Genomic DNA, 23,464 nt, shown 5'->3' with positions numbered 1-23,464 from the left:
GTATGGCCCGCATCCGCGCCACCCGCGACAGCGTCAACGACCGCTTCAATGTGCTGAGCTTCAGCGTGCGCAGCGACACCCCGCTGTTCGAGATCGGGCTGGCCACCGACCCGGAGTTGCTCAAGCCGGAAAACCGCGCCCGCCGCACCTCGCGCACGTTCTTTTCCAGTCTTGTGCAGCCCGGCACCAAGGGGCGCGATGCGATGTATCTGGTACCGCCGAGTGTGGTTGCGCGCTTTGTCGGGCAGCCGCGGTTGTACTTCGGCTTGGCGACCTATAGCGAACGCGACCGCGCGCGGCCGATCGAGGTGCAGATGCCCGATCGCGGCAATATGTACGTCTCGCTGTCCGGGCTGACCGAACGCAGCCTGCGACGTACCGCGCGTAGCGATGGCAACAACGGCTACGGCGGCGACAGCGCGTCGCTGGCATGGGGCGCCGATGCGGTGGCCGGCGCGGCGCCGGCGGCTGCGGTTGCGCCGGCCACCGATCCGGGCCGCGGCGGCTACAGCGATGGGTACTCGGATGAGCTGTGGCAAACCCCTGCCTCCGCAACGCCGCCCGCGCAAACCGCGCCGGCCGCCACCGTGTCACCAGAGGCATCAACGCCGGCCGCGTCCTCATCGCCCGATGCCGCAGCAGCAACCGCAGCCGCGCAGAGCTGGCGCCCCGCATCGCAGGCGGTCCCGACGCTGCGCTCGGCGCCAGTTGTGCGCGCGCCGTCTTCGACGCAGACGCCACGTCATGGCTCGGCCCCGGTCAACGCACTGCGTGTGATCGATCAATACGACAGCCCCACAACGTTGGGCGAAGCGCTCCTGGCACAGCTGGCGTTCTTTGCCAGCAGTGCGCGCTGGGTGTTTGGCGTCGTCAATACCACCGTTGCGCCCTACAGCGCGATCTGCCAGGTGCGACGTCTTAATGACAGCGATGAAGGAGAACCGGCGGGCACCGCATTCTTCATCGCGCCGCGTCTGCTATTGACCGCCGCCCACGTAGTAGATGGCAAGCGTGCGCTGATCATCGTGCCCGGCAAACACGATGCAGGAACAACCACCGAAAGCGAGCCGTTCGGACGCTTTCAGGTCACTTCGGATGCATGGGTCATCCATCCCGCATACAACGCATCCCAACGCGATTTCGATATGGCGCTGATTCGCGTGCCGGAGGCCAACGCGGTTGCCTACCCGCAGTACTTCGACATTCTGGAAGAACTGACCCAATCGCGCGAAGAACAGATCGTCGTGAGCGGCTATGCAGCGCGTTCGCTCGATAGCAGCACTGCAGGCACCGTGGTCAATGCCGTTATCGACCCGGATCGCCAGCACATGCACGGCGGGCGTATCCGCCAGCTCACGACAGACGACACGTTTGCCTACGATGTGCAGTCGTTGGGCGGCACCAGCGGCTCGCCGGTGTACTACATCGACACCACCGAGGCACCGCGTGCCCACGTGGTCGGCGTGCATGTGGCCCAACATGACGCGACGACCAATCTGGGTTGCCGCATGACTGACGCAAAGCTGGCCTGGATCCGCCAGCAAGCACTGGACTGGAGCCAGGCGGTCAGCTTCTCGCTGGGCGTACAGGGCTCGCAGAATGGCGCCACGCCGCGCCGGTCTGCCTCCGCCGTGCAGACCGGGCAGGCAATGTCCCCATCGCATGCGCGACCCGCACCACCACGCAGCACCACCAACGCCCGCGCACTGATCATCGGGCCGGACGATGTGGAACGCGCGCAGCGCTACGCGCCGCAGTGGGCCGATCTGTTCAACTGGCGCGCACCGGCCGCGGTGGAACAGGCCGTCAGCGCACGCGGGATGTCGGTTCAACGCATCGCAGATGCACAGGGCGAACTCAGCCTGGACCGCTATGAAGTGCGTTGCGAGCGTCTGCCCGATGGTTGGAGCGGTCCTGAGGTTCTCGAACACCTACGACTGCATCTCAACGATTTTGTCGATACCGCCTACAGCGAATTCATCCCGTACGACAGCGGTGTGGACGACATTCGATGGGAGTCGTCCACTCCCGTCGGCACCGTCTTCAAAGTCAATATCGGTGGTCCCGACAATGCGTCGGTTGTCGTAAGCCTGGTAGAGCCGACGCGTTGGCGTTTCACCACTGTGCATACCGAGTGGTCCGGTGATCATCCAGTGAGCGGTCACCGCGAATTCGGAATCCGCGATGACAACGGCACCACCGTGTTCTACACCCGTGGTGCCGACCGCTGGACCGGTGGACCAGGCGCGTTTATCGGCTTTTTTGCTGCCGACCGGCTCTGGAAGAGCTTCCAGGACAAGCTCGTTAGCTGGCTGATGGCCGGCGATGGCGGCGGCAGCGCCAGCGCGCCTGCTCCCTTCAGCGAACGCTTCCATCCGGAGGTGGTGCGCATCCTCTACCCGACCACTGCGCAGTCGTTGTCCACGCGTTCGCTGAGCGATGCGCCCGTCCACGAATACGACGTGCCCTTGATCGCGCAACCGGACAAGCGCGCCTGCTGGGCGGCGGCGATGGCGATGCTGTTGTCGTATCGGCGCCACGCGTCGATCGACCCGGAAACGCTGGCCAACGAGGTCGGCACCACCCTGTCGACGTCCTATAGCTTCGAGTTGCTGGACGCTGTCAGACAGCGCTATGGCTTTAACGCCATCGAACAACCTTCCAACACCAGCCTGTACCACACGCCGCAACAGTGGGCGGACTGGTTGAACCGGCATGGCCCGCTATGGGTGGTCATCGTGGGTGCGCCGCATGCGGTGGTGCTCAGCGGTATCTCTGGCGATCTGGCCGATCCGTCGAGCGCAATCGTCAACATCCTCAATCCCTGGGATACGCGTCAGACCTTCGACAACGATCCGGTCGTCTTCAATCCACCCAACCAGGGCTATGCCGACTGGTTGCCGTTCCAGGAATTTGCAAGCGCATTCGGTGAAATGGCTGCCGACGACTATGGCGACTGGCGTGTGCTGTACCTACCGGCAGCGAGCACGCACGCCGCATCGCTTGGCGGTGCTCAGTTGCGCCTGGCCAGGCCGCCAGCGTCGGTGCGTGCGCAGGCATTGGAGACAACGTCTGCCACCGGCGAACAGCGCGAGCCAGTGACGCCCAGCCGGGTGGCCGGTACCCGCATGAGTGTGGTGCGCGGCAGTGCGGGCGCTTGTCGCTGGACCCTCGACCAGCTGGAAGGCCGCAAGCCTGCCGTGTCCACGCCGATCGATTCCGGCAACGCCGCCATCGATGTCCGTGTTGTGCTCGACGACTGGCCGGCGTTGGAGGGTGCAGCGACTCCGCTGCCGATCACGCTGGAGTTTGCTGCCGATCACGGCAGCGTCGGCGAGGTTCGCATCACCGCCGGCACACCGCCCCTGCTAAGCCATGGCGTCGAGGTGACGGCGCGTATCGAGGATGCGGATGCAGTAAGCGGTGTTGCGGCGCTGGCCGTCATCGTGGACTACCGCTTCAGCGGGCTCGCACAGGGCAACCCGCAGGCACGGATCGCCTTGCGTCTGCTCGGCGATGGGCGGCATGAGCGCAGCAACACCTGGGTCGCGCAACCGGCCGACGCCGTGGTCGCGGGCTGAGCGGGTCATGAGCGCTCCAGGCCACCGCAACCTGATCTTTCCGCAGCGCCCCACTGCGGCGGCAGCGCGTGCGCTGGCCGGACCGACCGCGGCAACGCCGCCGGCTGGCGAAGCAACGGCAACGGCCACGGTCAAGCCTCAGGCGACCGAGACCATCGCGCGGCGTACCGGTGCGATGGTCAATGAGGTGGATTTTCCGGGCTTTGTCGCGCAACTGGTGCACGGCACGTTCGACGCCATCGTGGATGCCTCGATCCGCCAGATGGAAAGTTATTCCAGCATGGTGGCCGCGGTGTCCAAGACGGTGGATCAGTTCACCGAGGACAACGTCTCGCTCAATCAGGCGCGCGATTGGCTGGCCACGCACTATCCCGGCGATATCGTCTTGCTGCTCCCCGATGGCGGCGCGCGCACCGTGCCGGAGCTGGTGCCACGCACGACTGGCAGCCAACCCTTATGGCTGGCCGACTATGGGCTGGCCGACGAGGAACTCACCGCCGAATTGCTCGAACAACGCGTGCTGCCGCAAGTGCGGTTGAAGGTCGGCAGCGAACGTCAGCAACTGCTGGCAACGATGGTGCTGCTGGGCATGAACCGGGTGGTGGTGCGCGATGGCAGCATCAGCAGCAAAGTGATGTTTCGCGCCGCTGCACAAGATGTGGCCAAGGTCGGCTATGCCACCGGCAGTGATCCCGCGCAGGCAGACAATTGGGGCGAACGCGGCTCCTCCAGTTATGCCGGGCAGACCTCGACCATGGTGTCGACATTGCAGGTCAATGCACAGAACGAATCGAACGTGCGCGCCGATCTGTTCGGCGAGGTCAAGCTCAATTTCGTCAGCGAGACATTGCCGCTGGAGCGCCTGGCAGATGCCGCCAAGGTGGCGCTGGTGCAACGCAACGCACCCGCCATGCGTGCTGCCGCCGGTAACCTCGCGCCCGCCGCGGCGGCGCCGGCGGCACCATCGCCCGCTGAAGGAGCGGCGTGATGTTGCGCGAACTGTCCGGATTGCTGGAAGAACTGCATGCTGGCCTGGTGGCGATCGAAAACCGCGCCGGCATGCAGTTGACGCATGTGGAAATGCGCCTGCCGCTGGAGCTGCGCCCGATCCTGCGCGACGGTGGTTGCCGCCTGCTGGCCGATGTGCCGCGCAGCTTCGCCATCAATCACTGGAACGCTGCGCCGTCGCTGCTGCATGTGGCCTGGCAGCTGGGAGAACAGTCATGAGCGCGCAACTGCCACCGTTGCTGCAAACCCTCGGCGTTCCATTGGACCTGTTCATCCAGGCATTGACCGAGCAATTGGACAAGGCGCAGGCCGCGATGACGATCAAGGCACGTGTTGGCAAATTGCCGCTGACCTTTGCGGTGAAAGACGTGACGCTGGACTTACGCGTGTTCGTGCAGATGCTCGACGACGATGTCTATCTGCGCCCGGCGGGTCCCGGCGAAAGCGAAGCCAGTACCGTGCGGCTGGCGTTGACCACGATCACCAAACCGATGATCGAAGAGAACGCGGCAGATTTCCGCGCCGACGAATCCGAATTCAGTCTCAAGACCGCGCTTGGCGACCAGTTCTCCGATGAGGAACAACGCCAGCTCGAACGGATCGGCGTGCGCACCGTTACCCAGCTCAACGAGCTCAAGGAAACCGCGGGCGCCGATGTCATCGCACGGCTGTCGCGGATGCCGGTCAATCGCCTGCAACAGGCGCTGCTACGTGCCGCCGCACCGCGTGTGACGCGTGTGCAGGCGAGCGATGGCGATGGCAACAGCGGCACGCGGGTGCACCTGAGCGCACCGGGACTGCGCAGCGGCAGGCTACCGCTGGTGCGTGCGGCGGGAATCGACATTCCCATCGTCTCGGCCGATGACGGACAGCTGGTGCTGGCACCGTTGGCCAGCCAACTTGGCTGCGATGCGCAGCTGGACTTCGAGGATGGGCGCAGCGCCTGCGTGCCATTGCGCGCAGGCAGTCTTGGTCAATGGAGTGCGCAGACATGACCGTCTCACATCATGCCGCCTTGTTGCCACGCCGCCTGCTGCTGACGCTGCGACTAGGCGAAGTGCCCGAGCATCTGCCCGGGCTGCGTGCGGTGCAGGGTTACGGCACACCGATGAGCGACGCGGTGGACCACGGGCCGATCGACCGGCTGTTGCGTCACCACGGCGATGCCTTCCGCGCGGTGCGGCTGCATAGCGCGCGCCTGGGCCGCCAGCAAAGCCGCCGCAGTGGCGCACAGCGCTTCGATGCCATCGAACAACTGAGTGGTGTCGCGCGGGTCTTGCGGGTGGAATTACGCGATGGCGCCCGGCTGCCTGCGCTGTTGCGGGCGTTGGCCGAAATCCCGGTCGTAGAGCGGGTCGGTGCCGATTATCTGAGCAGCACCCCGCGCACGCTTGCGGGCCCGACAGCGCACCTGGCCGCACACGAGAGCTGGGCGCAACAGGCCATTCGTCTGCCGCAGGCCTTGCAACTGGAACCGGGCGATCCGGCGGTGCTGATCGGCCTTGCCGACACCGGCGTGGCGCTGCAGCACCCCGAACTGGCCGGACACTTGCGCGCAGGATTCGACAGCGTGGATCTGGACCCGGCAACGGTCGGCGGGTTGTCGCTGGTCGGCGACTATCGCCGTGCCGGCGAACGTCCGCAGGACGAAGTAGGCCATGGCACCGGCTGTGCCGGCATCCTGGTGGCCAGCGGCCGCCAGATCGCCCCCGGTGGCGCAGGCGCATGCGGGCTCACCCCGGCGCGCGTGCTGGGCGCCGCGCTGGAGGCTGGCGATCGCCGCGTCGGCGTTGGTGCGCTGGACAACATCGATGCCGGCATGAAGCGTCTGATCGATCTGGGCGTGAAAGTCATCAACATGAGCTTCGGCACGCCGGAATCGGCATTGCTGCCGGATGCGCCCGCACCGCACGAAGAGACCGTGCGCTACGCGCTGGCACGTGGCGTGGTGCTGGTGGCCGCCAGCGGCAACTCCGGGCTGCATGAGCGTTTTTATCCCGCTGCACACGACGGCGTGATCGCCGTGGGCGGTATCGATGCGCACCTGGTGCCCGCCAGCTTCAGCACGCGCGGTGCGCACGTTGCCCTGTGCGCGCCGGGACGCGACATCCGCACCTGTGCCTTGGACGGCTACCAGAGCGCCTCGGGTACCAGCTTTGCCGCCCCCTTCGTTGCGGCGGCGTGCGGCTTGCTCGCAGCGCGCGCGCAACGCCGCGCCTGGCCACTGGATGGCGCAACCGCCCGGCAGTTGCTGTGCGATAGCGCGCGCCCGTTTGGCGGTGCCGGCGTCGCGGACTGCGGTGCCGGCGTGCTCGATGCGCATGCCGCGCTCCGCGCGCTCGATGCCTATCTGGACCTGCAACTGCGCGACGAAGACAGCGCAGCCGATTCCCCCACCGTCCCGGCGTCGTCCGCGCCGGTGGCGGCCTGACCTCCCACCCGCTGCCGAGGAACGTTCGATGGCGACCCAGCGCACTACCAAGAAGTCCACCCCTAAGACGGTCGCCCCGGCAGCCAAACCACGCTCCAACGGTCGCAGCAAGGCGGCCGCGGCCAGCAGCACCGCCTCCAGCAAATCTCCTTCACCCAAACCGTCCGATCCCGGAGTGAACACCATGAATCGCATCCTGCTGGTCGATCTCGGCGAGCGCGAAACCAAGAAGCGCCAGGAACTGCGTGCACGCCGCCAGGTGCTGCAGACCATCGACAAGACTGCCGACACCAGCGGCGGGCTCAGTCCGCGGCAACTCGACGAACTGGCGCAGATCAAGACCAAGCTGTCCAGCGACGTGGTGGTCGATCCGTTCTACCAGCTGGTGACTGCGACCCAGCAACAGAAGGACTGGAACAAACTTGCCTGTGCGACGGAAAACGTCCACAAATACGGCCTGATCGGCTCGCAACGCTCGCCCAAGGAATTACGCGGCCCGCTTGGCTGCGACGAGCGCGAAATCATCGGCATCTGCGGGCTGCTGCAGCTCGATGGTTACACCGACGCCAGCCTGCGCGGATTCGTGCAACGCGTCAGCGCCGCACAAGGCGAGTACCGCGAAAACCGCGCCTTGTTCGACGCCGCCTTCGAGCTGCTGGTGCCGCGTTACCAGGTCACCATCCAGTCGCAGATCGCCTCCGGGCTGATCGATGCGGATATCGTCGGTTGCGAGTGGCCCGATGACAATCCTGAAGACCGACGCGACCGCTACAGCACCGACACCGACTTCCGACCTTCCGCAAAAGACACCGTCTGCGCCTTGAGTTCGCGCAATCTCGCCGCCACCGTGCGCCGCCTTGCCAGCAACGGCATCGGTGCCGATAACGCCTGGCTGGCCAGTCATCTGCAGAACGGGTACGAGATGCAGACCGGCGTGGTGGCCGGCGCGCCCCCGTCGGCGATGGAAATCATCCTGCCCGATCTGGAAGATTCAACCGATGTGGAAATCGTGCGTGAGAATCTCAACGCCGTGCAGGCGATCTACTTCGCCTACATGCTGGAAGAGACGCGGATGCCGCAGGTGGTGGAACGCATCGTCGAATTGTTCCGCAGCGGCATGCTGCCGCTGGGACGCGGCAAAGCCGGCGATTATCTGTTCCGTTACTACAAGACGGCCGCCGAACGCATCACCGAAGGCGAGCGCCGCGACCTGTACATGCGCTGCTTCGGCGCACCTGGTGGCGACCCGAACGGAAACGAACCCAATCGCGAGTTCAACGAGCTGTGGTTGCGCTTCCTGTCGGCGGTGTCTTCGTTCGGACGTCAACTGAGTGTGGACCGCATGCTGCGCACCAACGTACCGGTGGCGGTCTCGCAGGAGCAGGTGCGCAAGGCCGCACGCGATCTGGGCGCCAGCCTGTCGCGCAGCGGCTACGGCATCGCCTACTTCGCTGCCACCGAGTTGCAGCAGATGATCCTGGAATACCGCGACCTGCTCAGCGACCCGGAAGTGCGTGGCGCGTTCGGCGCACGCGACATGTGGCAGGTGATCGACCAGGTCAACGCCAATTACCTGGGAGGCCCGCGCAATACCAGCCGCTTCCGGACCCAGGCCCGCGCCGGTGCGGTGATCATTCGCTGGATCGCCAATACGCGACAACGCCTGGAAGGCCGCTATGGCGAAGTCATTTCGATCAGCGCACTCACCAACCCGCAGCTGCGCGGCAGCGACCAACCCACCGTCGATCCCACCGATTGGGATCTGCTGCAGGCGTGCGAACAATGGCTTGCGGTGGGCGGCGTACAGGACAACAGCGTCGAGCAGTACGCACAACCAGCCGAATCGCCGGTGATTACCAGCCGTCCGATCGAGATGCCGCAGGCCGCGCGCGATCTGCTCAACCAGGCGGGCATCAGCCTGCCCGGTCTGTAAGGAGCACGCGCATGCGCACTCATGACGATCGCCCGCAGGCGGTCAAACATCTGGTCCGTCAATCGCTGCGTTCGGCGGCCAAGGCGCTGGGCACCCGAGACCCGTTGCCCTACGTCGATGGCTTGATCGACCGCACCTTCTACCTGCCCGACGACGATGTGTCGTACGCACGCAACTCGCTCACACCCGGTGCGGTGCCCTACGAACCCTCGTTTTCAGAATCCGAACCCAACCTGCTGCGCTTCACCATCGAACCGTTGGGCCCGGAGGCCTCGCCGGTGGCACGGCGCGATGAAGCCACCCGCGAAGCACGCAGGTTGATCGCGCCGATCTTCGGCCAGGATGCCTTGCGCTGGTTCGACAGGCGCAGCGAAGCATGGCGCGGCTTCGGCGGCTTGAGCTGGATGAACTACGGCGCCTGGTTCGGTAGCGCGTTCGATCAGGATGGGCTCTACGCCACCAAGATCTACTACGAGCTGCTGCCCAATCAGATCGATGCCTTGGCGCCCGCGTTGTCGCGCTTGACCAAGCTGGCCTGCGACGAACTGCCCGGACTGGTGCCGATCTTCACCTCGATCGGCTGCAAGCGCGATACCGGCAGCCAGCGGGTGACGTTCTTGCATCGCGGCGCATTGGCGGTGAATGGACTGGGCCCGTTGATGAACCGGCTTGGCATCGGCCATCAATTGCCGGGGTTGATGCGCGTGGTCGGTGTCGCCCTGGGTGGGCGGTTCGAACTGCCGGCCGGTGGTGTACTGATCGGCCTGCGCGATGCGCCCGATGGTGCGGAGTTGAAACTGGAAGTCCTGCTCGCTGCCATTCCGGACCTGCCGGCGCGTTTTCTGGATCTGCTCAAACTGGGTTTGGCCGAGCGCCCCCGGCAACTCGCCGCGTTGGCGCGCTGGCTGGATGCCTTCGGCATGGACGATGCCGAGCAACAAGGGCATTTCTCCGTGCTCAGTATCCGGGTGACGCCGAATTCGCCGGCACGCATCAGCCTGTACGTACGACCGATCGAGTTCGAAATGCGCGAAGCCATCGAAGACGCGCGCGCCCTGCAATGAGTCGCATCACCTATCGCCCTTCCATCGCCCCCCTGTCGTGCAGGAGTTGCCATGAGTGCCATTTTTCCCGCAGCCGGATCCAGCGCGCGCACGGCCACACCGCCTGGCAACCGCGAAACACACGACGCCGCACGCCTGGCCGTACGTCAGTTGCTGGAACGCAGCGACGCGTTTCATGAGCTGCCTGCCGACAAGCGCGCAGTGTTGGCGAAGGGGCTGGTGCAGATCGGCGCCTATCTCGCCGAACCTGATGGCGTACGCCTGAAACAGCAGAGCGCGCCCGTGCGCGCGATGGCTGGCGAAGATTCCACGCCACTGAAACAGGAAGAACAGCCAGAGTTCGGACAGGCCCTGAAGACCGGCGTACAGCAGGCCGGCGCACTGATGGCAGCGGTCAATTTCCCCACCTTCGTCTCGGGGCTGATCAATGGCGTGTTCCACTCCATCGTCACCTCGTCGATCGAGCAGATGGAGGCGTATGCCAAGTTGGTCGCCGACGTGTCCAAAAGTCTGAATCAATTTCGCGACGACAACACCACCCAGAATCAGGGCCGCGATCATCTGGTGGAACAGTTTCCGGACATCTTTCAGCTGCAGATGGGAGACGATGCATTCGGCGATTTCGGTGGCAGCAGCGACACCGGTGCGCCACCGCAACCGCGCGTGGTGATGCGCCAGGATGTCGACGAACGCGCCGCCATCGCACGCGTCAATCAATCGCTGCCGCTGGACAAACCGGTCACCACGCTCAATGACGATCTGGTCGAAGCGGTATTGGTGCCCGCTGCACGTACCCAGATCGCCACCGGCCGCCAGCAGTTGCTGGCCACGCTGGTGATGCTGGGCATCAACCGCATCGTGGTCACCGACGGGCGCATCTCGGCCAAGGTGCTGTACGACTTCCAGGCGCGCGACGACAGCCGCTATCGCTACAGTGCCAGCAAGATGGACCACCAGAAGGATATATTCGGCAACGTGCAGAAAACGCGCGGTTACGAAGGCGATTACGACTACAAGAGCGATGGCGGCACCTCTAGCCAGAGTGCCGACGGCTCCAGCGACAAGCGCGATGGCAGCTACTACGCCAAGGGCAGCTACAAGTACAACGAGCAACCCATCATCAAGATGATGAGCACCTCGCAATTGCAGAGCGATTCTTCGCTGCAAGCCAAGGCAAGCCTGGCAGGACAAGTCGAGGTGAACTTCAAGAGCGATTACCTGCCGCTGGAAAAACTGGCCAATCCCGAGTCGATTGCGGCGATCCAGATGAATGCGCAACCGGGCATGGTGAAATCGTTGGCCACCAACCGCCCTGGCAGTAACACCGCTGCTGCGCCCTCCGCTCCACCTGCGGCATGACCTGGGATCACCACTGCCATGCATGCACTTGCCACAGACAGTTTCAGTGCGACCTCCGGTCACCCCGCCTGGCTCGATGACGACACCCTGGCGGCCGTGCGGCCGCAGGTGCGACGCCTGCTGGAATCCTCGCCTGGCTTCCGCCAGTTGCCAGTGGCCGAGCAGCAGGAAATGGCACGCAATATGGTGCGCGTTGCGTCCTACATGTCCAACCCCGACGGACTGGCAAAACAGGAGCTGTCCACCGATGGGGGCATCCTTGCGCGCGACACGCCGCCAAGCGCGCGCGCACTCGCCGACCCCGTTGGCCAGGCCAAGAACAAGGCATCCGACAAGATCGGTACGTTTGCCGGTAGCGACTTCACTGCCGCCTCGGTGGAACAAGGCGGCGACAACTTCAAGAAGTACATCGGCTCGGTGGATTTTCCTGCCTTCGTCGGCGGGTTGATCCAGAACGTGTTCCAGGCCATCGTCGATGCCTCCATCCAGCAGATGAATGCCTACGGCGAATTGCTCAAATCGGTGGCGCAGACGGTGGATCAATTCGCTACCGACAACATCAGCATGAACAATGCGCGCGACTGGCTGGTGGAACGCTTTCCGGAGGCGCTGACCATCGAGACCGATGGCGATGCCGGCCCGCGCGTGGGCGTGCGCGACGAAGATCAGGCCGGCGCCGTACTGGCGCAGATGAAGGACGACATGCAGCTGGCCCAGCCCATCACCGACCTGTCCGACCCGGAGCAGGAAACACGCCTGGTGCAAGGCGCGCGGTTGCAGATGGCACGCAGCCGCCAACAGCTGCTCTCGTCGATGGTGATCATGGGCATCAACCGCATCGTGGTGACCGATGGCGCGATCAATGCCAAGGTGGTGTTCGACTTCCGTGCCTCCGACTCTGCGCAGCGCACCGCGGGCGCTTCGTTGTACGACACGCAATCCAGCTACAACCGCCGCAAGTCCGGCGCCGGCATCAACCTGGGCTGGGGGGCTGCCGGCACCGTCAACACCAATGTGCAGCGGCACATGACCACGGTGCAATCCTCGGTCAACGAAGAGTCGTCCTCGGATCAGGAGATGAAAGCAAAACTGACCGGCGAGGTGCGGGTGAACTTCAAATCCGATTACTTCCCGATGGAAAAACTGGCCTCGCCCGGCATGATCGCCAGCATCCAGGGCAATGCCACACCGTTCAACCCGAATCCGCCACCGGCCGCTGGTCGTCCGGCCGCCGCACCGGCCGTCTGAGGAATCGCCGCATGCGCCCGCCCTCTGCACCCCGCATCGCTGCAGCCTGGCCGCATCCCTACGCGACCTTGCTGCAGGCGCTGGCCTTGGCACAGGCAAACGTGGGGGTGCACGACGCGGCGATGGCCCGCACATTGGCCGAACTGGGCGAGATCGACCTGCCGCCCGGCGCACCGGATGCGCAGGATCGCCCGCGCCTGCTGGCAGTTGCACCACTGTATTTTGCCGCTGCGCTGGAACAGGCTGGCGTTTTGCCCGCTGCCGAGCAAATCGCCGCGCTGTTTGCCAGCGGCGCGATCACCCAACCGCTCGGGCCTGGCACGCAATCGCTTGCCACGTTCTGGCGCAGCCGCCGCGAACGACTCAGCGCGGCCGAGCGCAATGCGATCTTCCAGCGCGTTTTCGAACAACCGCATTTCGATCGTCTGATGCAGGCGTTATGCACTGCGATCGTCGCCGAGGCAGATGGCCGCGACATGCGCGAAGACGTCGCCCTGGCCGCCACCGCGCAGGCGATGGGCGAGTTTCTGTCGCAGCGTGCCGATGCGATGGCGGCGATGGCCGCGCGCGAGATCGTGGACAATCTCAACGCTGCGTTGGGCATGCTGCGCGACCGCCAACTGCAACTGGCCTTCGGCGTGCAGTCGCTGTGGATGTTGATCGGCGTGGCCAATCCCGGCACTGCGCACTCACAGGCCTTCGCCGAGCAGGGGCGCAACGGCCAGCAGGTGCTGGCATGGCTGGCCGCACAGGACCTGGCCATGCCGCTCGGTCTGGAGGCCGCACGCGCCGAAGATGGCGCAGTGATGGCCGCTGCGCAGCGCTGGTTGCTGTCGCTTCGGCAGCCGGCGGCCTAGGCCTGGAGGCCCCGTCATGCCTGCCGCCCGCATCCTGCCGCCGACCTCGCTCACCGCATCGAGCATGCCGCCAGGGCATGCGCCACAGCCCTGGGTTCGCGCTGCCGTGCGCGAGGTGCTCGAACGCGCGCCTCACTACCAGGCACTGACACCGCACGACCGTCAGGCGCTGGCACGCTCCATGGTGACCGTGTCGGCATTGGCAGCCGATCTGCTTGCCGAGGAACATGCCGCAGATCAACAGATCGCTCGGACCGCGCCGGCGGTATTGGCGCGCGCGCAAGAGCAGCAACCCGCATTTGGCGACGCTGCGCAGCGGATTGCCGACACCACGCGCGGCGTGCTCAACGCGGTGTCGTTTCCACGCTTTGTCACCGATCTGATCAACGGCGTGTTTCGCGCGATGCTCGACTCCAACGCCCAGCAAATGCAGCAATACGTCGAACTGCTGGGCGCCGTTTCGGCGTCGGCCAGCGGTTTCGAGCGCACCCAATTCGGTCTCGCGCAGGTTCGCCAGTGGGTGGCAGAGCATTTTCCCGAAGCGATCGAATACGACGCACCGGATCCAGCCGACATGCCCGACCCGGACGAACAGGACCAACAGCGGCTCCGCCTGCGTTCTGGCGCCAGCATGCCGGTGGCTGACGACATCCGCGCAACGCTGGGTCTGGCCGACGACGAATCGGTGGACGCCTCCAACCCGGAGCAGCTGGTTCCACTGGCACGCCGTTACCTGGCCCGCCAGCGCCAACAGATGCTGGCCACGATGGTGGCGATGGGCATGCAGCGCATCGTGGTGGACAGCGGTCGCATCAATGCCGCGATGCGTTTTCATATCGATACGCGCAGTGCCGCCAATGAAGACCGCGGCAGCCAGTTCAGCATGCAGAACCGCGTCAAGGCCTCGGGGAAATTCGGGATGGGTGCGTGGGGCGCGAGTGCGGAGATCGAGAACAACATCGGCTATGTCTCCACCCAGCGCTCGCAGCGCACCGAAGAAATGAATACCGATCTGGATCTGAGTTCTTCGGTGGAACTGAACTTCCACAGCGATTATCTGCCGCTCAACCAGATGGCCGCGCAAGCGCAGGCGGATCGCATTCGCAGCGCCACCTTGAATCCCTCTGCGGACATCCCCGACCCCAGTGCGGCGCGTACTGCGCGCCTGCAGGCGCAGCTCACCGGCGAGCGCGAACGGCGCAGCGGCATGGACACCGCAATCGCCGGCAGCACCGCGCCACGCCCGGCAAACCCGTCGCCGACCAACGCCACACCCGCACCTGCGGCGGCGCGCCCGCCACCTACCGCACCGACAGCACCGTCTGCGGCCGCCCCACGCAGCCCTGCAGCGGCTGCGCCGAGTGCTGCAGCAGCCAGGGCAGACGGTAGTCGTGCACCCACCGGAGCAAGCGCAGCGAGCGGCATGCCGGCCGGTCGCCAGTCGCCCACACCCGCGTCCAGCACAACCACGCCTCCCGCAGCGGCGACGCGCCCGGCTCCAGCAGCAGCGGCACCCAGGGCCTGATCCAGCCCCATGCAGATGAGGCTACGCCATGCTTGATCCGGTTCAACGCCATCGCATCAACAGCAGCGCCCCGCAAAAGCGCCGCACCACCGCACCCTTGCGCGAAGGCAGGCCATCGTCACCGCCATCACTGAATCTCAGGATGTCGCTCAGCTAGGAACTGTGAGAGTCGTTGCAACTGCTCGACGCCCTGGCCATCGGCACGATTCCCACCAGCCCACGCACCCGCATCGCCTCCAGCACGCCACGCAGGATGGTCAGGTTATGGCCGTGCGCGGCGCCTTCGTGCAGCAGCACGATCGCGCCGGGGCGCAGGTCGCGCACGATCCGCGCAACAGTGGCGTCCGGTTCGCAGCGCACGCCGTCGAAGCCGCGCGCGCTCCAGGCCACGCGGGTCAGCCCGTGCGCACGCAGCGGCGAGGCGACGAAGGGGTTGGTCATGCCGACCACCGAGCGGTACAGCCGTGGCGCCTGCCCGGTGATACTGGCCAGGGTGCGCTGCGCCAGGCCGATTTCCTGCGCCATACGGCGCGGCCCCAACGCCCAGAACCAGGCCTGCGGATGGGTATGGCTGTGGTTGCCGATGCCGTGCCCGCGGCGCACGATCTCGCGCACCAGCTCCGGCCGCTGCTCGGCACGCGCACCGACCACAAAGAAGGTGGCCTTGGCATCGTAGGCATCGAGCAATTCGAGAATGGCCGGGGTGTCGTCGGACGGGCCATCGTCGATGGTCAGCCAGACCTGCGGCGCGTGACCGGGCAGCCGCGCCACCACCGGCGCGTACAAGCGTGCGCGCGGCAGGAAGACCGGCACCACGAATACCGCATGCGACAGCAGCAGCGCAGGCAGGCCCCAGGCCCAGCCCAGATGCCACCACAGCACCGCCACCGCCACCTGCGAGAGGGCAAACAAGCCCACCCAGCGGTAGGGGTGGGAGGGGATGCGATACAGCGTTTCCGGCGTGGTCATGCCGCATGATGCCACGCGGCGTAGAATGCCCAGTCTCCACGCTCTCACCGAAGTGCTGCCATGTCCCTCGATCCCGCCCTGCGTTCCCGTATCGATACGCTGCTGCAATCCAGCCGCGTGGTGCTCTTCATGAAAGGCCAGCCCAGCATGCCGCAGTGCGGTTTTTCGGCCAAGGCAATCGGCGTGCTGGACGGACTGGGCATCGACTATGCCCACGTCAACGTGCTGGCCGACCAGGAGATCCGCGAGGGCATCAAGGCGTACGGCGACTGGCCCACCATTCCGCAGCTGTACGTGGATGGCGAGCTGATCGGCGGCAGCGACATCATTTTGCAGATGGCCGACAGCGGCGAGCTGAGCACGATGCTCGGCCTGCAGGCGCCGGATCGCAGCCCGCCGAAGATCACCATCACCCCGGCCGCGGTGGACATGCTCAAGGGCGCGCTGGCCGATGCCCCGGATGCGTCGCTGACGCTGGCCATCGATGCGAATTTCCAGCCGAACTTCCAGCTGGCGCCGACCAACCCGAACGCCATCGCGGCCGAATCCAACGGCCTGCGCGTGCAGTTCGACCTGGCCAGCGCGCGCCGCGCCGACGGCATCACCATCGACTGGGTGGACGACATCCGTGGCCGCGGCCTGGCCATCGACAATCCCAACGCGCCCAAGCCGGTGCAGGAGCTGTCGGTGCGCGATGCCGACGACCGCCTCAAGGCCGGCAGCCTGACCCTGGTGGATGTCCGTCCGGCCGACGAACGTGCCCTGGCGACGGTCAATGCACCGTTCCGCACCCTGGATGCGCACGAGCGCCTGGCGATCGAGCAACTGCCCAAGGACACCCCGCTGGCGTTCCTGTGCCATCGCGGCGGGCGCAGCCTGCAGGCGGCCGAGCATTTCCGCGGCCTGGGCTTCAGCAACGTCTACAACGTCACCGGCGGCATCGACGCCTGGTCGGACGAGGTGGACAACGGCGTGGCGAAATACTGAGCGCGGCCAGGCACGCCACGCACCACTGCATACCGAAACGGGCGCTCCTTGGAGCGTCCGTTTTTTCATGGATCGACACCCACAAGGACCCCACCGCAATGCAACCCTCTCTGATAACGCTCGCCCTGGCCGCCCTGTTGCCGCTGGCCGCACAGGCCGCCGAACCCGCGCGCGCTGTGCTGCTGGTACAGACCTACGACAGCCAGCCGTCCGAGGATCCGCTGGAATACATTCCGGTGTGGCTGGGCAAGACCGTGGCCAAAGACTCCACCATGCCCAAGTCGCTGCTGAGTCAGCCGCTGCAGGCCTTCGATAACGGTGTCTCCACCGCCAACGTGCGGCTTGCTGCACTGACCGTGGACGACAACAGCATGTGCGGCGGCACCTCGAAACTGCGCTTGAAGGGCAACCCCGCGCTGTCGCACTCGCCGCTGTTGTCGACAGTGGATCTGAATCCGGGCAAGCGTTTCGCCGGCCGCGCCGCCACCGCTGCCGAACAGACCGAGTTGCTGCGTCAGGTCGGCGACACCGCGCAGTTGCGCAAGACCGTCAAGCCGGCGGAATTGTCCAAAGCGCTGGCGGCCTTCGCTGCGGACCGTGCGCAGGACACGGCGTCACTGCAGATCGTGACCGATGCACAGCAGCCGCAGCGGCGCGTGGCGGTGCTCACCTCCAACCACCCGACCAAGACCGGCAACCCGGACAACCCGACCGGCGTGCTCGTCGTGCTGGCGATCTTCGAACACGACGGCAACCACTGGCAGTTCCGCCGCGGCAGCGCAGCCAGTGGCTGCGACGATTGCGAAGACCTGCCACTGCGCACGCACCTGCTGCAGTTCGGCGATATCGACGGCAATGGCACGCTCGACTTCGTACTGTCGGAAAGCGGCTACGAAAGCTACGGCTTCTATCTGCTGCTCGGCGAAGGCACCGGCTGGCGCTCGGAAGGATTGCCGGGCGGCTGCTGATCGGTTTGCTGCCATCTGCGCGATGCCGGTTGCGGCATCGCGCAGGGGGCGCAGATTCGGGCTCAACGGACTTGGCGTGGACAGGCCACGCCGGTGCTCAACCGGCAAATCCACCGTCATCGAGAAACTGCTGCTCTTCGGCGGTGGTCTCGCGTCCCAGCACCGTATTGCGGTGCGGAAAGCGGCCAAAGCGCTGGATGATCTGCTGATGCTCCGCCGCCCAGCGCGTGGCCTCCGCATCGTCCAGTGCAGCGGTCAGTTGCATGGCGCGCGCCTGCTCCTGCAGATCCTCTGCGTGCCCGAACGGCAGATAGAAAAACAGCCGTAATTGCGCCGAGACCTGTTGATCGAACCCCTGCTCGAGCGCCTGCTTGGCGTAACGCAACGCCAGCCCGTCGGTAGCGTAGGCGTGCGCACTGCCCCGGAACGCATTGCGCGGGAATTGATCCAGCAGAATCAACAGCGCCAGTGCGTCTTCGGCACGCGCCATCCAGTCCGCGTAGTCGCCGCGGGCGGCGGCAAAATGCTGCTCGCTGAAGTGCTGGCGAAAGTTGGCATCGAACGCATCGTTATGCGTGAACCAGCGCGCGGAGCCGGCCAGTTCCCAGAAGGCCAGCACCACATCGGCCTGTTTGTTGCGCTCTGTTTTGGCAATCATCGACGTTCCCCCTGACGAATACGGCACAGCATGCACGTGCGCATGTGATGAGGCCACCGCTCCCCGACCTCCAGCACTTGGCAAGTACGGCGCTGGCGGCTAGGTTTGCGGCCTACGCTTTCGTTTCACCGGGGAAATCCATGCGTTCCATTCTGTTCGCCGCCCTTGGCGCGGCGCTGCTGTGCGGGCCTGCGTCTGCGGCATCGCGGTTTGTGCAAGACCCATACCCCAGCACCTACCATGCGCTCGCGTCCGGTCCGGTGCTGATCCAGCACGCCACGGTACTGACCGGCACCGGGCAGCGGCTGGACGATGCCGACGTGCTGCTGCGCGACGGCAAGGTGGCCGCGGTAGGCCGCGCACTCGAAGCGCCCGCCGACGCGCGCCGCATCGATGGCACCGGCAAGTGGGTCACCCCCGGTATCATCGACGTGCACTCGCATCTGGGCGTGTATCCCAGCCCCGGCGTCAGCGCGCATAGCGATGGCAACGAGATGACCGCACCGGTCACCCCGAACGTGTGGGCCGAGCATTCGATCTGGCCGCAGGACCCGGGCTTCGGCACTGCGCTGGCTGGCGGCATCACCTCGCTGCAGATCCTGCCGGGCTCGGCCAATCTGATCGGCGGGCGCGGCGTCACGCTCAAGAACGTGGCTTCCACTACCTACCAGGGCATGAAATTTCCCGGCGCGCCGTGGGGCCTGAAGATGGCCTGCGGCGAAAACCCCAAGCGCGTCTACGGCGAAAAGGGCGGCCCCGCCACGCGCATGGGCAATGTGGCCGGCTACCGCGCCGCGTTCATCGATGCGGCCGAATATCTGCAGAAGAACGCACCGAAAAAGACTGCCAAGAAGCGCCACTGGTGGAGCAGCGGCGGCGACAACGACAGCAGCGGCGATGCCGGCGGCAAGCGCGACCTCAAACTCGACACGCTGGCCGGCGCCATCAACGGCGATATCCGCGTGCACATCCATTGCTACCGCGCCGACGAAATGGCGACCATGCTCGACCTGTCCAAGGAATTCGGCTTCCACATCGCCGCCTTCCACCACGGCGTGGAGGCCTACAAGCTGGCCGACCGGCTGGCGCAGGAAAACGTCTGCGGCGCGCTGTGGGCCGATTGGTGGGGCTTCAAGATGGAAGCCTTCGACGGCATCCAGGAAAACATCGCCATGGTCGACCGCCCGGCCAATAGCTGCGCCATCGTGCATTCGGATTCGGAAGAAGGCATCCAGCGCTTGAACCAGGAGGCCGCCAAGGTGATCGCCAACGCACGCCGCAGCGGCACCGAGATTGCGCCCGAACGCGCCATCCGCTGGCTCACCAGCAACGCCGCCAAGGCGCTCGGGATCGAGCAACAGACCGGTGCGCTGGAGCCGGGCAAGATGGGCGATGTGGTGGTGTGGAACGGCAATCCCTTCAGCTCCTATGCGTTGGCCGAACAGGTGTATATCGACGGCGCGCAGGTCTACGACCGGCATAACCGCGCCCTGCAGCCGGTGTCGGACTTCATGCTGGGCCAGGAGGTGGCACGATGAGCCGCGCCTGGTTCGCACGCCCGCGTCTGCGCGCGTTGAGCGCGCTGGTCATGGCCGCGCTGGCACTGCCTGCCGTCGCACAGCAGGTGCTGATCCGCGATGCCACCGTGCACACCGCCACCGCGCAGGGCACGCTGCAACACACCGATGTGCTGGTGCAAAACGGCGTGATCCGCGCGATCGGCAGCAACCTCGCCGCGCCTGCCGATGGCCGCGTGGTCGATGCCAAGGGACGTCCGCTGACACCGGCCTTGTTCGGCGGCATCACCGAGATCGGTATCGAAGAAGTGTCCGGCGAAGACAGCACCGTGGACAGCGGCCTCAAGCTGGCCGAGCAACCGATGCGCCCCGAGTTCGACGTCACCCTGGCCTACAACCCCGACTCGGTGCTGGTGCCGGTGGCGCGCGTGGAAGGCATCGGCTTCACCGCGCTCGGCGCCACCACCAGCGGCGCCTTCATCGCCGGCCAGGGCGGCATCGTGCGACTGGACGGCAGCCCGGACCCGGTCGGCCCGCATGCGTTGTTCATCCGTATTGGCGCGGCAGCATCCGATCTCACCGGCAGCTCGCGTGCAGCGCAATGGATGCTGCTCGATCAGCTGGTGGCCGAAGCGCGCGGCCGCGTGCCGGCGGATTCGCCACATGCCTTGCTGACCCCGATGGGCCGCAGCGTGCTGGCCAAGTATCTGGCCGGGCAAGGCCGCATCGTGGTGCAAGTGGAACGCGCCGCCGACATCCGGCAGTTGTTGCGCTGGGCGCAGCGCGAGAAGGTCCGCATCGCCATCGCCGGTGGTGCCGAAGCCTGGAAGCTGGCGCCGCAACTGGCGCAGGCCAAGGTGCCGGTGTTGGTGAACGCCTTGGCGGATCTGCCATCGACCTTCGATCAGATCGGCGCCACGCTGGAAAACGCCGCGCGTCTGCGCGCCGCCGGTGTGGAGGTCAGCTTTACCCAGAGCGGCGATGCCTCGCACAACGCACGCAAGCTGCGTCAGCTGGCCGGCAATGCGGTAGCCAATGGCTTGCCGTGGGAATCCGGGCTGGCCGGGCTGACCCGCGTGCCCGCGGAGATCTTCGGCGTGGCCGATCGTATCGGCAGCATTGCAGTGGGCAAGCAGGCCGATCTGGTGCTCTGGGACGGCGACCCGCTGGATGTGGCGCATTACGCCGAGCAGGTGTGGCTGGGCGGGCGCGAGATGCCGATGCGCTCGCGTCAGACCGAACTGCGCGACCGCTACATGCAGCAGGCTGGACCGCTACCGCGTGCGTATTTGAAATAAGACCAGCGAACACACCAACTGGGCGGCCGCTAGGTGCGCGCGGCCGGTGCTCGGAATCGACATGGACGCCTCGTACACTGCGATTCTTCTGCGCCGGCCACGCTCAACTGGGGATCACTTGCTGCACATTTCACTGCCCCACGTGCGTGCCGCCTGTGTGGATGCGTGTCGTGTATCGCAATGGTTTCGCCAGCGCAGGCCCGCGCATGCGTCGGCCCGCGCATCCACCCTCGCCGGCAGCGTGCCGGCACCATTTGCAAGGACTGCCGATGCGCCTGCCGCGCCGCCTGATGCCATCCATCATCGCTGCCTCCCTGGGCTTGATGCCGCTCTCGGGCATGGCGCAATCGGGATGGATCAACGCGCAGGGCGAAGCGGTTGCAGAATCGCCCAGCCGCAAGACCGTGCAGGACATGGGCGCCAGCCTGCTACTGACCTCGGATGCGGACTGGCAGCAGAAGTGGAACACGCCCAGCGACACCGCTCCGCACTTCAACGAGGTCGACCACGTCGCCACCGGCGACACGCTGTTCGTGCTGATTTTCCTGTCCAACCCGGGGCTGGATGCGCAACGGCACGCCGATGTGGTGTGCAGCATCCGCGTCATCGACCCCACCGGGCATGCCGAGCAAAACACCGTCGATGCGCCGTGTCTGCAGACACAGATCGAGGGCGATCCGCGCCATGTCTATCTGGCGCAGGTCAGCCTGGGCGTGCGTGCGGAGGCCAGCGACCCGCCCGGCCGCTGGCAGGTGCAGGTCACCGTCAACGACCGCCAGCGCGGCATCCGCATTCCGCTCGTCAGTTCCTTCACCATGGGCCGTCAGCGGCCGGCCGCAAAGACGCCATGAGCGACCTGTCAATCCGCGCGCGTGCGGGCTACGTGTTGGTGGCCGTGGCGCTATTCCTGATCGAAGTGGCGATCGCTGCCGGATGGATCGGCGGTGCGTGGGTGCGCGGCAGCCTGGGCGATGTACTCGCCGTGGCACTGGTCTACTGCGGCCTGCGCGGCGTGTTTGGCTGCCCGCCCGGATGGGCCTGCCTCCTGGCCGTGGGCATCGGTTGCGCGATCGAAGGATTGCAGGCCATTCATCTGGCCGACCGGCTCGGCCTGCGCCCAGGCAGTGCGACCTACATCGCGCTCGGTAACACCGCAACGCTGCACGACGTGCTGATGTATGCCATCGGCGGCGTGATGTCCTTTGGCTGCGATGCGCTGTTGCGACCTCGACGACGCGCAATGCCTGCAGCGTCCCTAACTGATTGATGCTGGTTGATTGATCCCGTTCGCCCTGGACTGCCATGCCTACCCCTCTGGTTTCGACCATCACCCGTTGCGCCGCCCTTGCCACCGTAATTGCGCTGGGCGCATGTGGACGCGATACAACGCCTGCACCGCCCTCGAGTGCCGGGGCGATCGCTGCTGCCGCCACGACGCCTGCCCGCACAGCACTGACGCTGCACTGCGAAGATCTGGACGATGCAGCGCAGGAAACCGCCGCCATTGCCGCAGGCGCCGGCGATCGCGTGCGGCGCGTGGGGGCGCATCGGTTGGAAGTGAAAACCGATGCGGGCACGCAGCTGTTCGACGACAGCCCACCCTACGATGAGCCGCTGGATGGCGCCGAGTACCGCTATTGCGATCGCCGCGATGCCTACGTGTTGCTGCATCACCGTGATGGCGACAGCTTTGCCGGCGTGTTGATCGACACCCGCAGCGGCAAGCAGCTCCCCGGCGGTACCCAGGTGGTGATTTCGCCGGACCGCAGCCGCTATCTGGCCGTTGTACAAGTCGACGGCATGGACGGCGAGCAGTGGCGCGTCCTGGATTTCAACAAGCGCACGCTGATCTCAACCACCAGCATGCTGCTCAGCCAGGATGCCACCACCGGTATCGCCGAACTGAGCGCACCGCAGTGGTTCGGCACGCAACTGCAGGCCACGGCAACCTGTCTGAGCGACGACACCCAGCGCTGGCAGGTCCGTCTGGCTAACGCGCAAGGTGCATGGGATTGGCAGCCGCGCCGTGCTTGCGATGCCGCCGACCCCTCCCAGTGACAT

Annotated in this window: 20 protein-coding genes; 18 read left to right on the top strand and 2 right to left on the bottom strand. The window is 65.8% G+C overall.

Annotated elements, in window-relative coordinates; genetic code table 11:
* The first annotated feature begins 2 nt into the window (after positions 1-2).
* Genes ABQU90_RS16065 through ABQU90_RS16015 form a run of 11 tightly spaced genes read left to right on the top strand, consistent with a single transcriptional unit; the run spans position 3 to position 15,006 of the window.
* Positions 3-3,581 (top strand): papain-like cysteine protease family protein, encoded by a 3,579-nt coding sequence (locus tag ABQU90_RS16065; RefSeq protein ID WP_323522420.1) that lies wholly within the window; start codon positions 3-5, stop codon positions 3,579-3,581.
* A gap of 7 nt (positions 3,582-3,588) precedes the next feature.
* Entirely contained in the window at positions 3,589-4,569 is a 981-nt protein-coding gene (locus ABQU90_RS16060) for a hypothetical protein (protein ID WP_323522421.1), read from the top strand.
* Positions 4,569-4,808, top strand: coding sequence for a hypothetical protein (locus ABQU90_RS16055; protein ID WP_323522422.1), 240 nt, complete (start codon positions 4,569-4,571; stop codon positions 4,806-4,808). The genes ABQU90_RS16060 and ABQU90_RS16055 overlap by 1 nt, the downstream gene beginning before the upstream one ends.
* Entirely contained in the window at positions 4,805-5,584 is a 780-nt protein-coding gene (locus ABQU90_RS16050) for a hypothetical protein (protein ID WP_115513864.1), read from the top strand. The genes ABQU90_RS16055 and ABQU90_RS16050 overlap by 4 nt, the downstream gene beginning before the upstream one ends.
* Positions 5,581-7,020: a S8 family peptidase gene (locus tag ABQU90_RS16045; RefSeq protein ID WP_323522423.1), complete on the top strand. Its 1,440-nt coding sequence runs from the start codon at positions 5,581-5,583 to the stop codon at positions 7,018-7,020. Before ABQU90_RS16050 ends, ABQU90_RS16045 begins: the two co-directional genes overlap by 4 nt.
* Before the next feature lie 28 nt (positions 7,021-7,048).
* Entirely contained in the window at positions 7,049-8,953 is a 1,905-nt protein-coding gene (locus ABQU90_RS16040; RefSeq protein WP_153066888.1) for a hypothetical protein, read from the top strand.
* A gap of 11 nt (positions 8,954-8,964) precedes the next feature.
* Entirely contained in the window at positions 8,965-10,017 is a 1,053-nt protein-coding gene (locus tag ABQU90_RS16035; RefSeq protein WP_055848303.1) for a hypothetical protein, read from the top strand.
* Between the two features lie 51 nt (positions 10,018-10,068).
* The gene (locus tag ABQU90_RS16030; RefSeq protein WP_323522424.1) at positions 10,069-11,376 is read left to right on the top strand and encodes a hypothetical protein; all 1,308 of its coding nucleotides are present in this window, start codon (positions 10,069-10,071) and stop codon (positions 11,374-11,376) included.
* 18 nt (positions 11,377-11,394) lie between these two features.
* Entirely contained in the window at positions 11,395-12,624 is a 1,230-nt protein-coding gene (locus ABQU90_RS16025) for a hypothetical protein (protein WP_323522425.1), read from the top strand.
* An 11-nt stretch (positions 12,625-12,635) separates the two neighbouring features.
* Positions 12,636-13,481, top strand: a complete 846-nt coding sequence (locus ABQU90_RS16020; RefSeq protein ID WP_323522426.1) for a hypothetical protein — start codon at positions 12,636-12,638, stop codon at positions 13,479-13,481.
* Positions 13,482-13,497: 16 nt separating this feature from the next.
* Positions 13,498-15,006, top strand: a complete 1,509-nt coding sequence (locus tag ABQU90_RS16015; RefSeq protein WP_323522427.1) for a hypothetical protein — start codon at positions 13,498-13,500, stop codon at positions 15,004-15,006.
* Positions 15,007-15,159: 153 nt separating this feature from the next.
* Here ABQU90_RS16015 and ABQU90_RS16010 read toward each other — a convergent pair whose 3' ends face one another.
* Positions 15,160-15,975: a polysaccharide deacetylase family protein gene (locus ABQU90_RS16010; RefSeq protein ID WP_115528897.1), complete on the bottom strand. Its 816-nt coding sequence runs from the start codon at positions 15,973-15,975 to the stop codon at positions 15,160-15,162.
* 60 nt (positions 15,976-16,035) lie between these two features.
* On the opposite strand from ABQU90_RS16010, the gene grxD reads away from it, so the two are divergent.
* Entirely contained in the window at positions 16,036-16,962 is a 927-nt protein-coding gene (gene grxD, locus ABQU90_RS16005) for a Grx4 family monothiol glutaredoxin (RefSeq protein ID WP_055848291.1), read from the top strand.
* Between the two features lie 98 nt (positions 16,963-17,060).
* Positions 17,061-17,930: a hypothetical protein gene (locus ABQU90_RS16000; protein WP_323522428.1), complete on the top strand. Its 870-nt coding sequence runs from the start codon at positions 17,061-17,063 to the stop codon at positions 17,928-17,930.
* Positions 17,931-18,027: 97 nt separating this feature from the next.
* On the opposite strand, the gene ABQU90_RS15995 is transcribed toward ABQU90_RS16000, so the two are convergent.
* The gene (locus ABQU90_RS15995; RefSeq protein ID WP_055848284.1) at positions 18,028-18,588 is read right to left on the bottom strand and encodes a DUF924 family protein; all 561 of its coding nucleotides are present in this window, start codon (positions 18,586-18,588) and stop codon (positions 18,028-18,030) included.
* A gap of 140 nt (positions 18,589-18,728) precedes the next feature.
* Here ABQU90_RS15995 and ABQU90_RS15990 point away from each other — a divergent pair, with 140 nt between their 5' ends.
* From ABQU90_RS15990 to ABQU90_RS15970, 5 genes are all read left to right on the top strand, one after another.
* Positions 18,729-20,126: an amidohydrolase gene (locus ABQU90_RS15990; protein WP_115554586.1), complete on the top strand. Its 1,398-nt coding sequence runs from the start codon at positions 18,729-18,731 to the stop codon at positions 20,124-20,126.
* Positions 20,123-21,403 (top strand): amidohydrolase family protein, encoded by a 1,281-nt coding sequence (locus ABQU90_RS15985; protein ID WP_115554587.1) that lies wholly within the window; start codon positions 20,123-20,125, stop codon positions 21,401-21,403. The genes ABQU90_RS15990 and ABQU90_RS15985 overlap by 4 nt, the downstream gene beginning before the upstream one ends.
* A 269-nt stretch (positions 21,404-21,672) precedes the next feature.
* Complete coding sequence (locus ABQU90_RS15980) at positions 21,673-22,254, top strand: hypothetical protein (RefSeq protein ID WP_323522429.1); 582 nt, start codon at positions 21,673-21,675, stop codon at positions 22,252-22,254.
* Positions 22,251-22,670, top strand: coding sequence for a ribosomal maturation YjgA family protein (locus ABQU90_RS15975; protein WP_323522430.1), 420 nt, complete (start codon positions 22,251-22,253; stop codon positions 22,668-22,670). The genes ABQU90_RS15980 and ABQU90_RS15975 overlap by 4 nt, the downstream gene beginning before the upstream one ends.
* A 35-nt stretch (positions 22,671-22,705) precedes the next feature.
* Positions 22,706-23,461, top strand: coding sequence for a hypothetical protein (locus ABQU90_RS15970; RefSeq protein WP_323522431.1), 756 nt, complete (start codon positions 22,706-22,708; stop codon positions 23,459-23,461).
* Positions 23,462-23,464 lie beyond the last annotated feature (3 nt).

This window comes from Xanthomonas sp. WHRI 10207 (assembly GCF_040202975.1).
Classification (GTDB): Bacteria; Pseudomonadota; Gammaproteobacteria; order Xanthomonadales; family Xanthomonadaceae; genus Xanthomonas.
Note: the sequence above shows the minus strand (reverse complement) of the source record. Positions and strands in the feature narration are given on the sequence as shown.

Coding starts and splice junctions, on each gene's coding strand:
- ABQU90_RS16010 (WP_115528897.1), bottom strand. CDS start 15,975: ATGACCACGCCGGAAACGCTGTATCGCATCCCCTCCCACCCCTACCGC.
- ABQU90_RS16025 (WP_323522425.1), top strand. CDS start 11,395: ATGCATGCACTTGCCACAGACAGTTTCAGTGCGACCTCCGGTCACCCC.
- ABQU90_RS16000 (WP_323522428.1), top strand. CDS start 17,061: ATGCAACCCTCTCTGATAACGCTCGCCCTGGCCGCCCTGTTGCCGCTG.
- ABQU90_RS16050 (WP_115513864.1), top strand. CDS start 4,805: ATGAGCGCGCAACTGCCACCGTTGCTGCAAACCCTCGGCGTTCCATTG.
- ABQU90_RS15980 (WP_323522429.1), top strand. CDS start 21,673: ATGCGCCTGCCGCGCCGCCTGATGCCATCCATCATCGCTGCCTCCCTG.
- ABQU90_RS16055 (WP_323522422.1), top strand. CDS start 4,569: ATGTTGCGCGAACTGTCCGGATTGCTGGAAGAACTGCATGCTGGCCTG.
- ABQU90_RS16035 (WP_055848303.1), top strand. CDS start 8,965: ATGCGCACTCATGACGATCGCCCGCAGGCGGTCAAACATCTGGTCCGT.
- ABQU90_RS16030 (WP_323522424.1), top strand. CDS start 10,069: ATGAGTGCCATTTTTCCCGCAGCCGGATCCAGCGCGCGCACGGCCACA.
- ABQU90_RS15985 (WP_115554587.1), top strand. CDS start 20,123: ATGAGCCGCGCCTGGTTCGCACGCCCGCGTCTGCGCGCGTTGAGCGCG.
- ABQU90_RS16060 (WP_323522421.1), top strand. CDS start 3,589: ATGAGCGCTCCAGGCCACCGCAACCTGATCTTTCCGCAGCGCCCCACT.
- ABQU90_RS15970 (WP_323522431.1), top strand. CDS start 22,706: ATGCCTACCCCTCTGGTTTCGACCATCACCCGTTGCGCCGCCCTTGCC.
- ABQU90_RS15995 (WP_055848284.1), bottom strand. CDS start 18,588: ATGATTGCCAAAACAGAGCGCAACAAACAGGCCGATGTGGTGCTGGCC.
- ABQU90_RS16040 (WP_153066888.1), top strand. CDS start 7,049: ATGGCGACCCAGCGCACTACCAAGAAGTCCACCCCTAAGACGGTCGCC.
- ABQU90_RS15990 (WP_115554586.1), top strand. CDS start 18,729: ATGCGTTCCATTCTGTTCGCCGCCCTTGGCGCGGCGCTGCTGTGCGGG.
- ABQU90_RS16065 (WP_323522420.1), top strand. CDS start 3: ATGGCCCGCATCCGCGCCACCCGCGACAGCGTCAACGACCGCTTCAAT.
- grxD (WP_055848291.1), top strand. CDS start 16,036: ATGTCCCTCGATCCCGCCCTGCGTTCCCGTATCGATACGCTGCTGCAA.
- ABQU90_RS15975 (WP_323522430.1), top strand. CDS start 22,251: ATGAGCGACCTGTCAATCCGCGCGCGTGCGGGCTACGTGTTGGTGGCC.
- ABQU90_RS16020 (WP_323522426.1), top strand. CDS start 12,636: ATGCGCCCGCCCTCTGCACCCCGCATCGCTGCAGCCTGGCCGCATCCC.
- ABQU90_RS16015 (WP_323522427.1), top strand. CDS start 13,498: ATGCCTGCCGCCCGCATCCTGCCGCCGACCTCGCTCACCGCATCGAGC.
- ABQU90_RS16045 (WP_323522423.1), top strand. CDS start 5,581: ATGACCGTCTCACATCATGCCGCCTTGTTGCCACGCCGCCTGCTGCTG.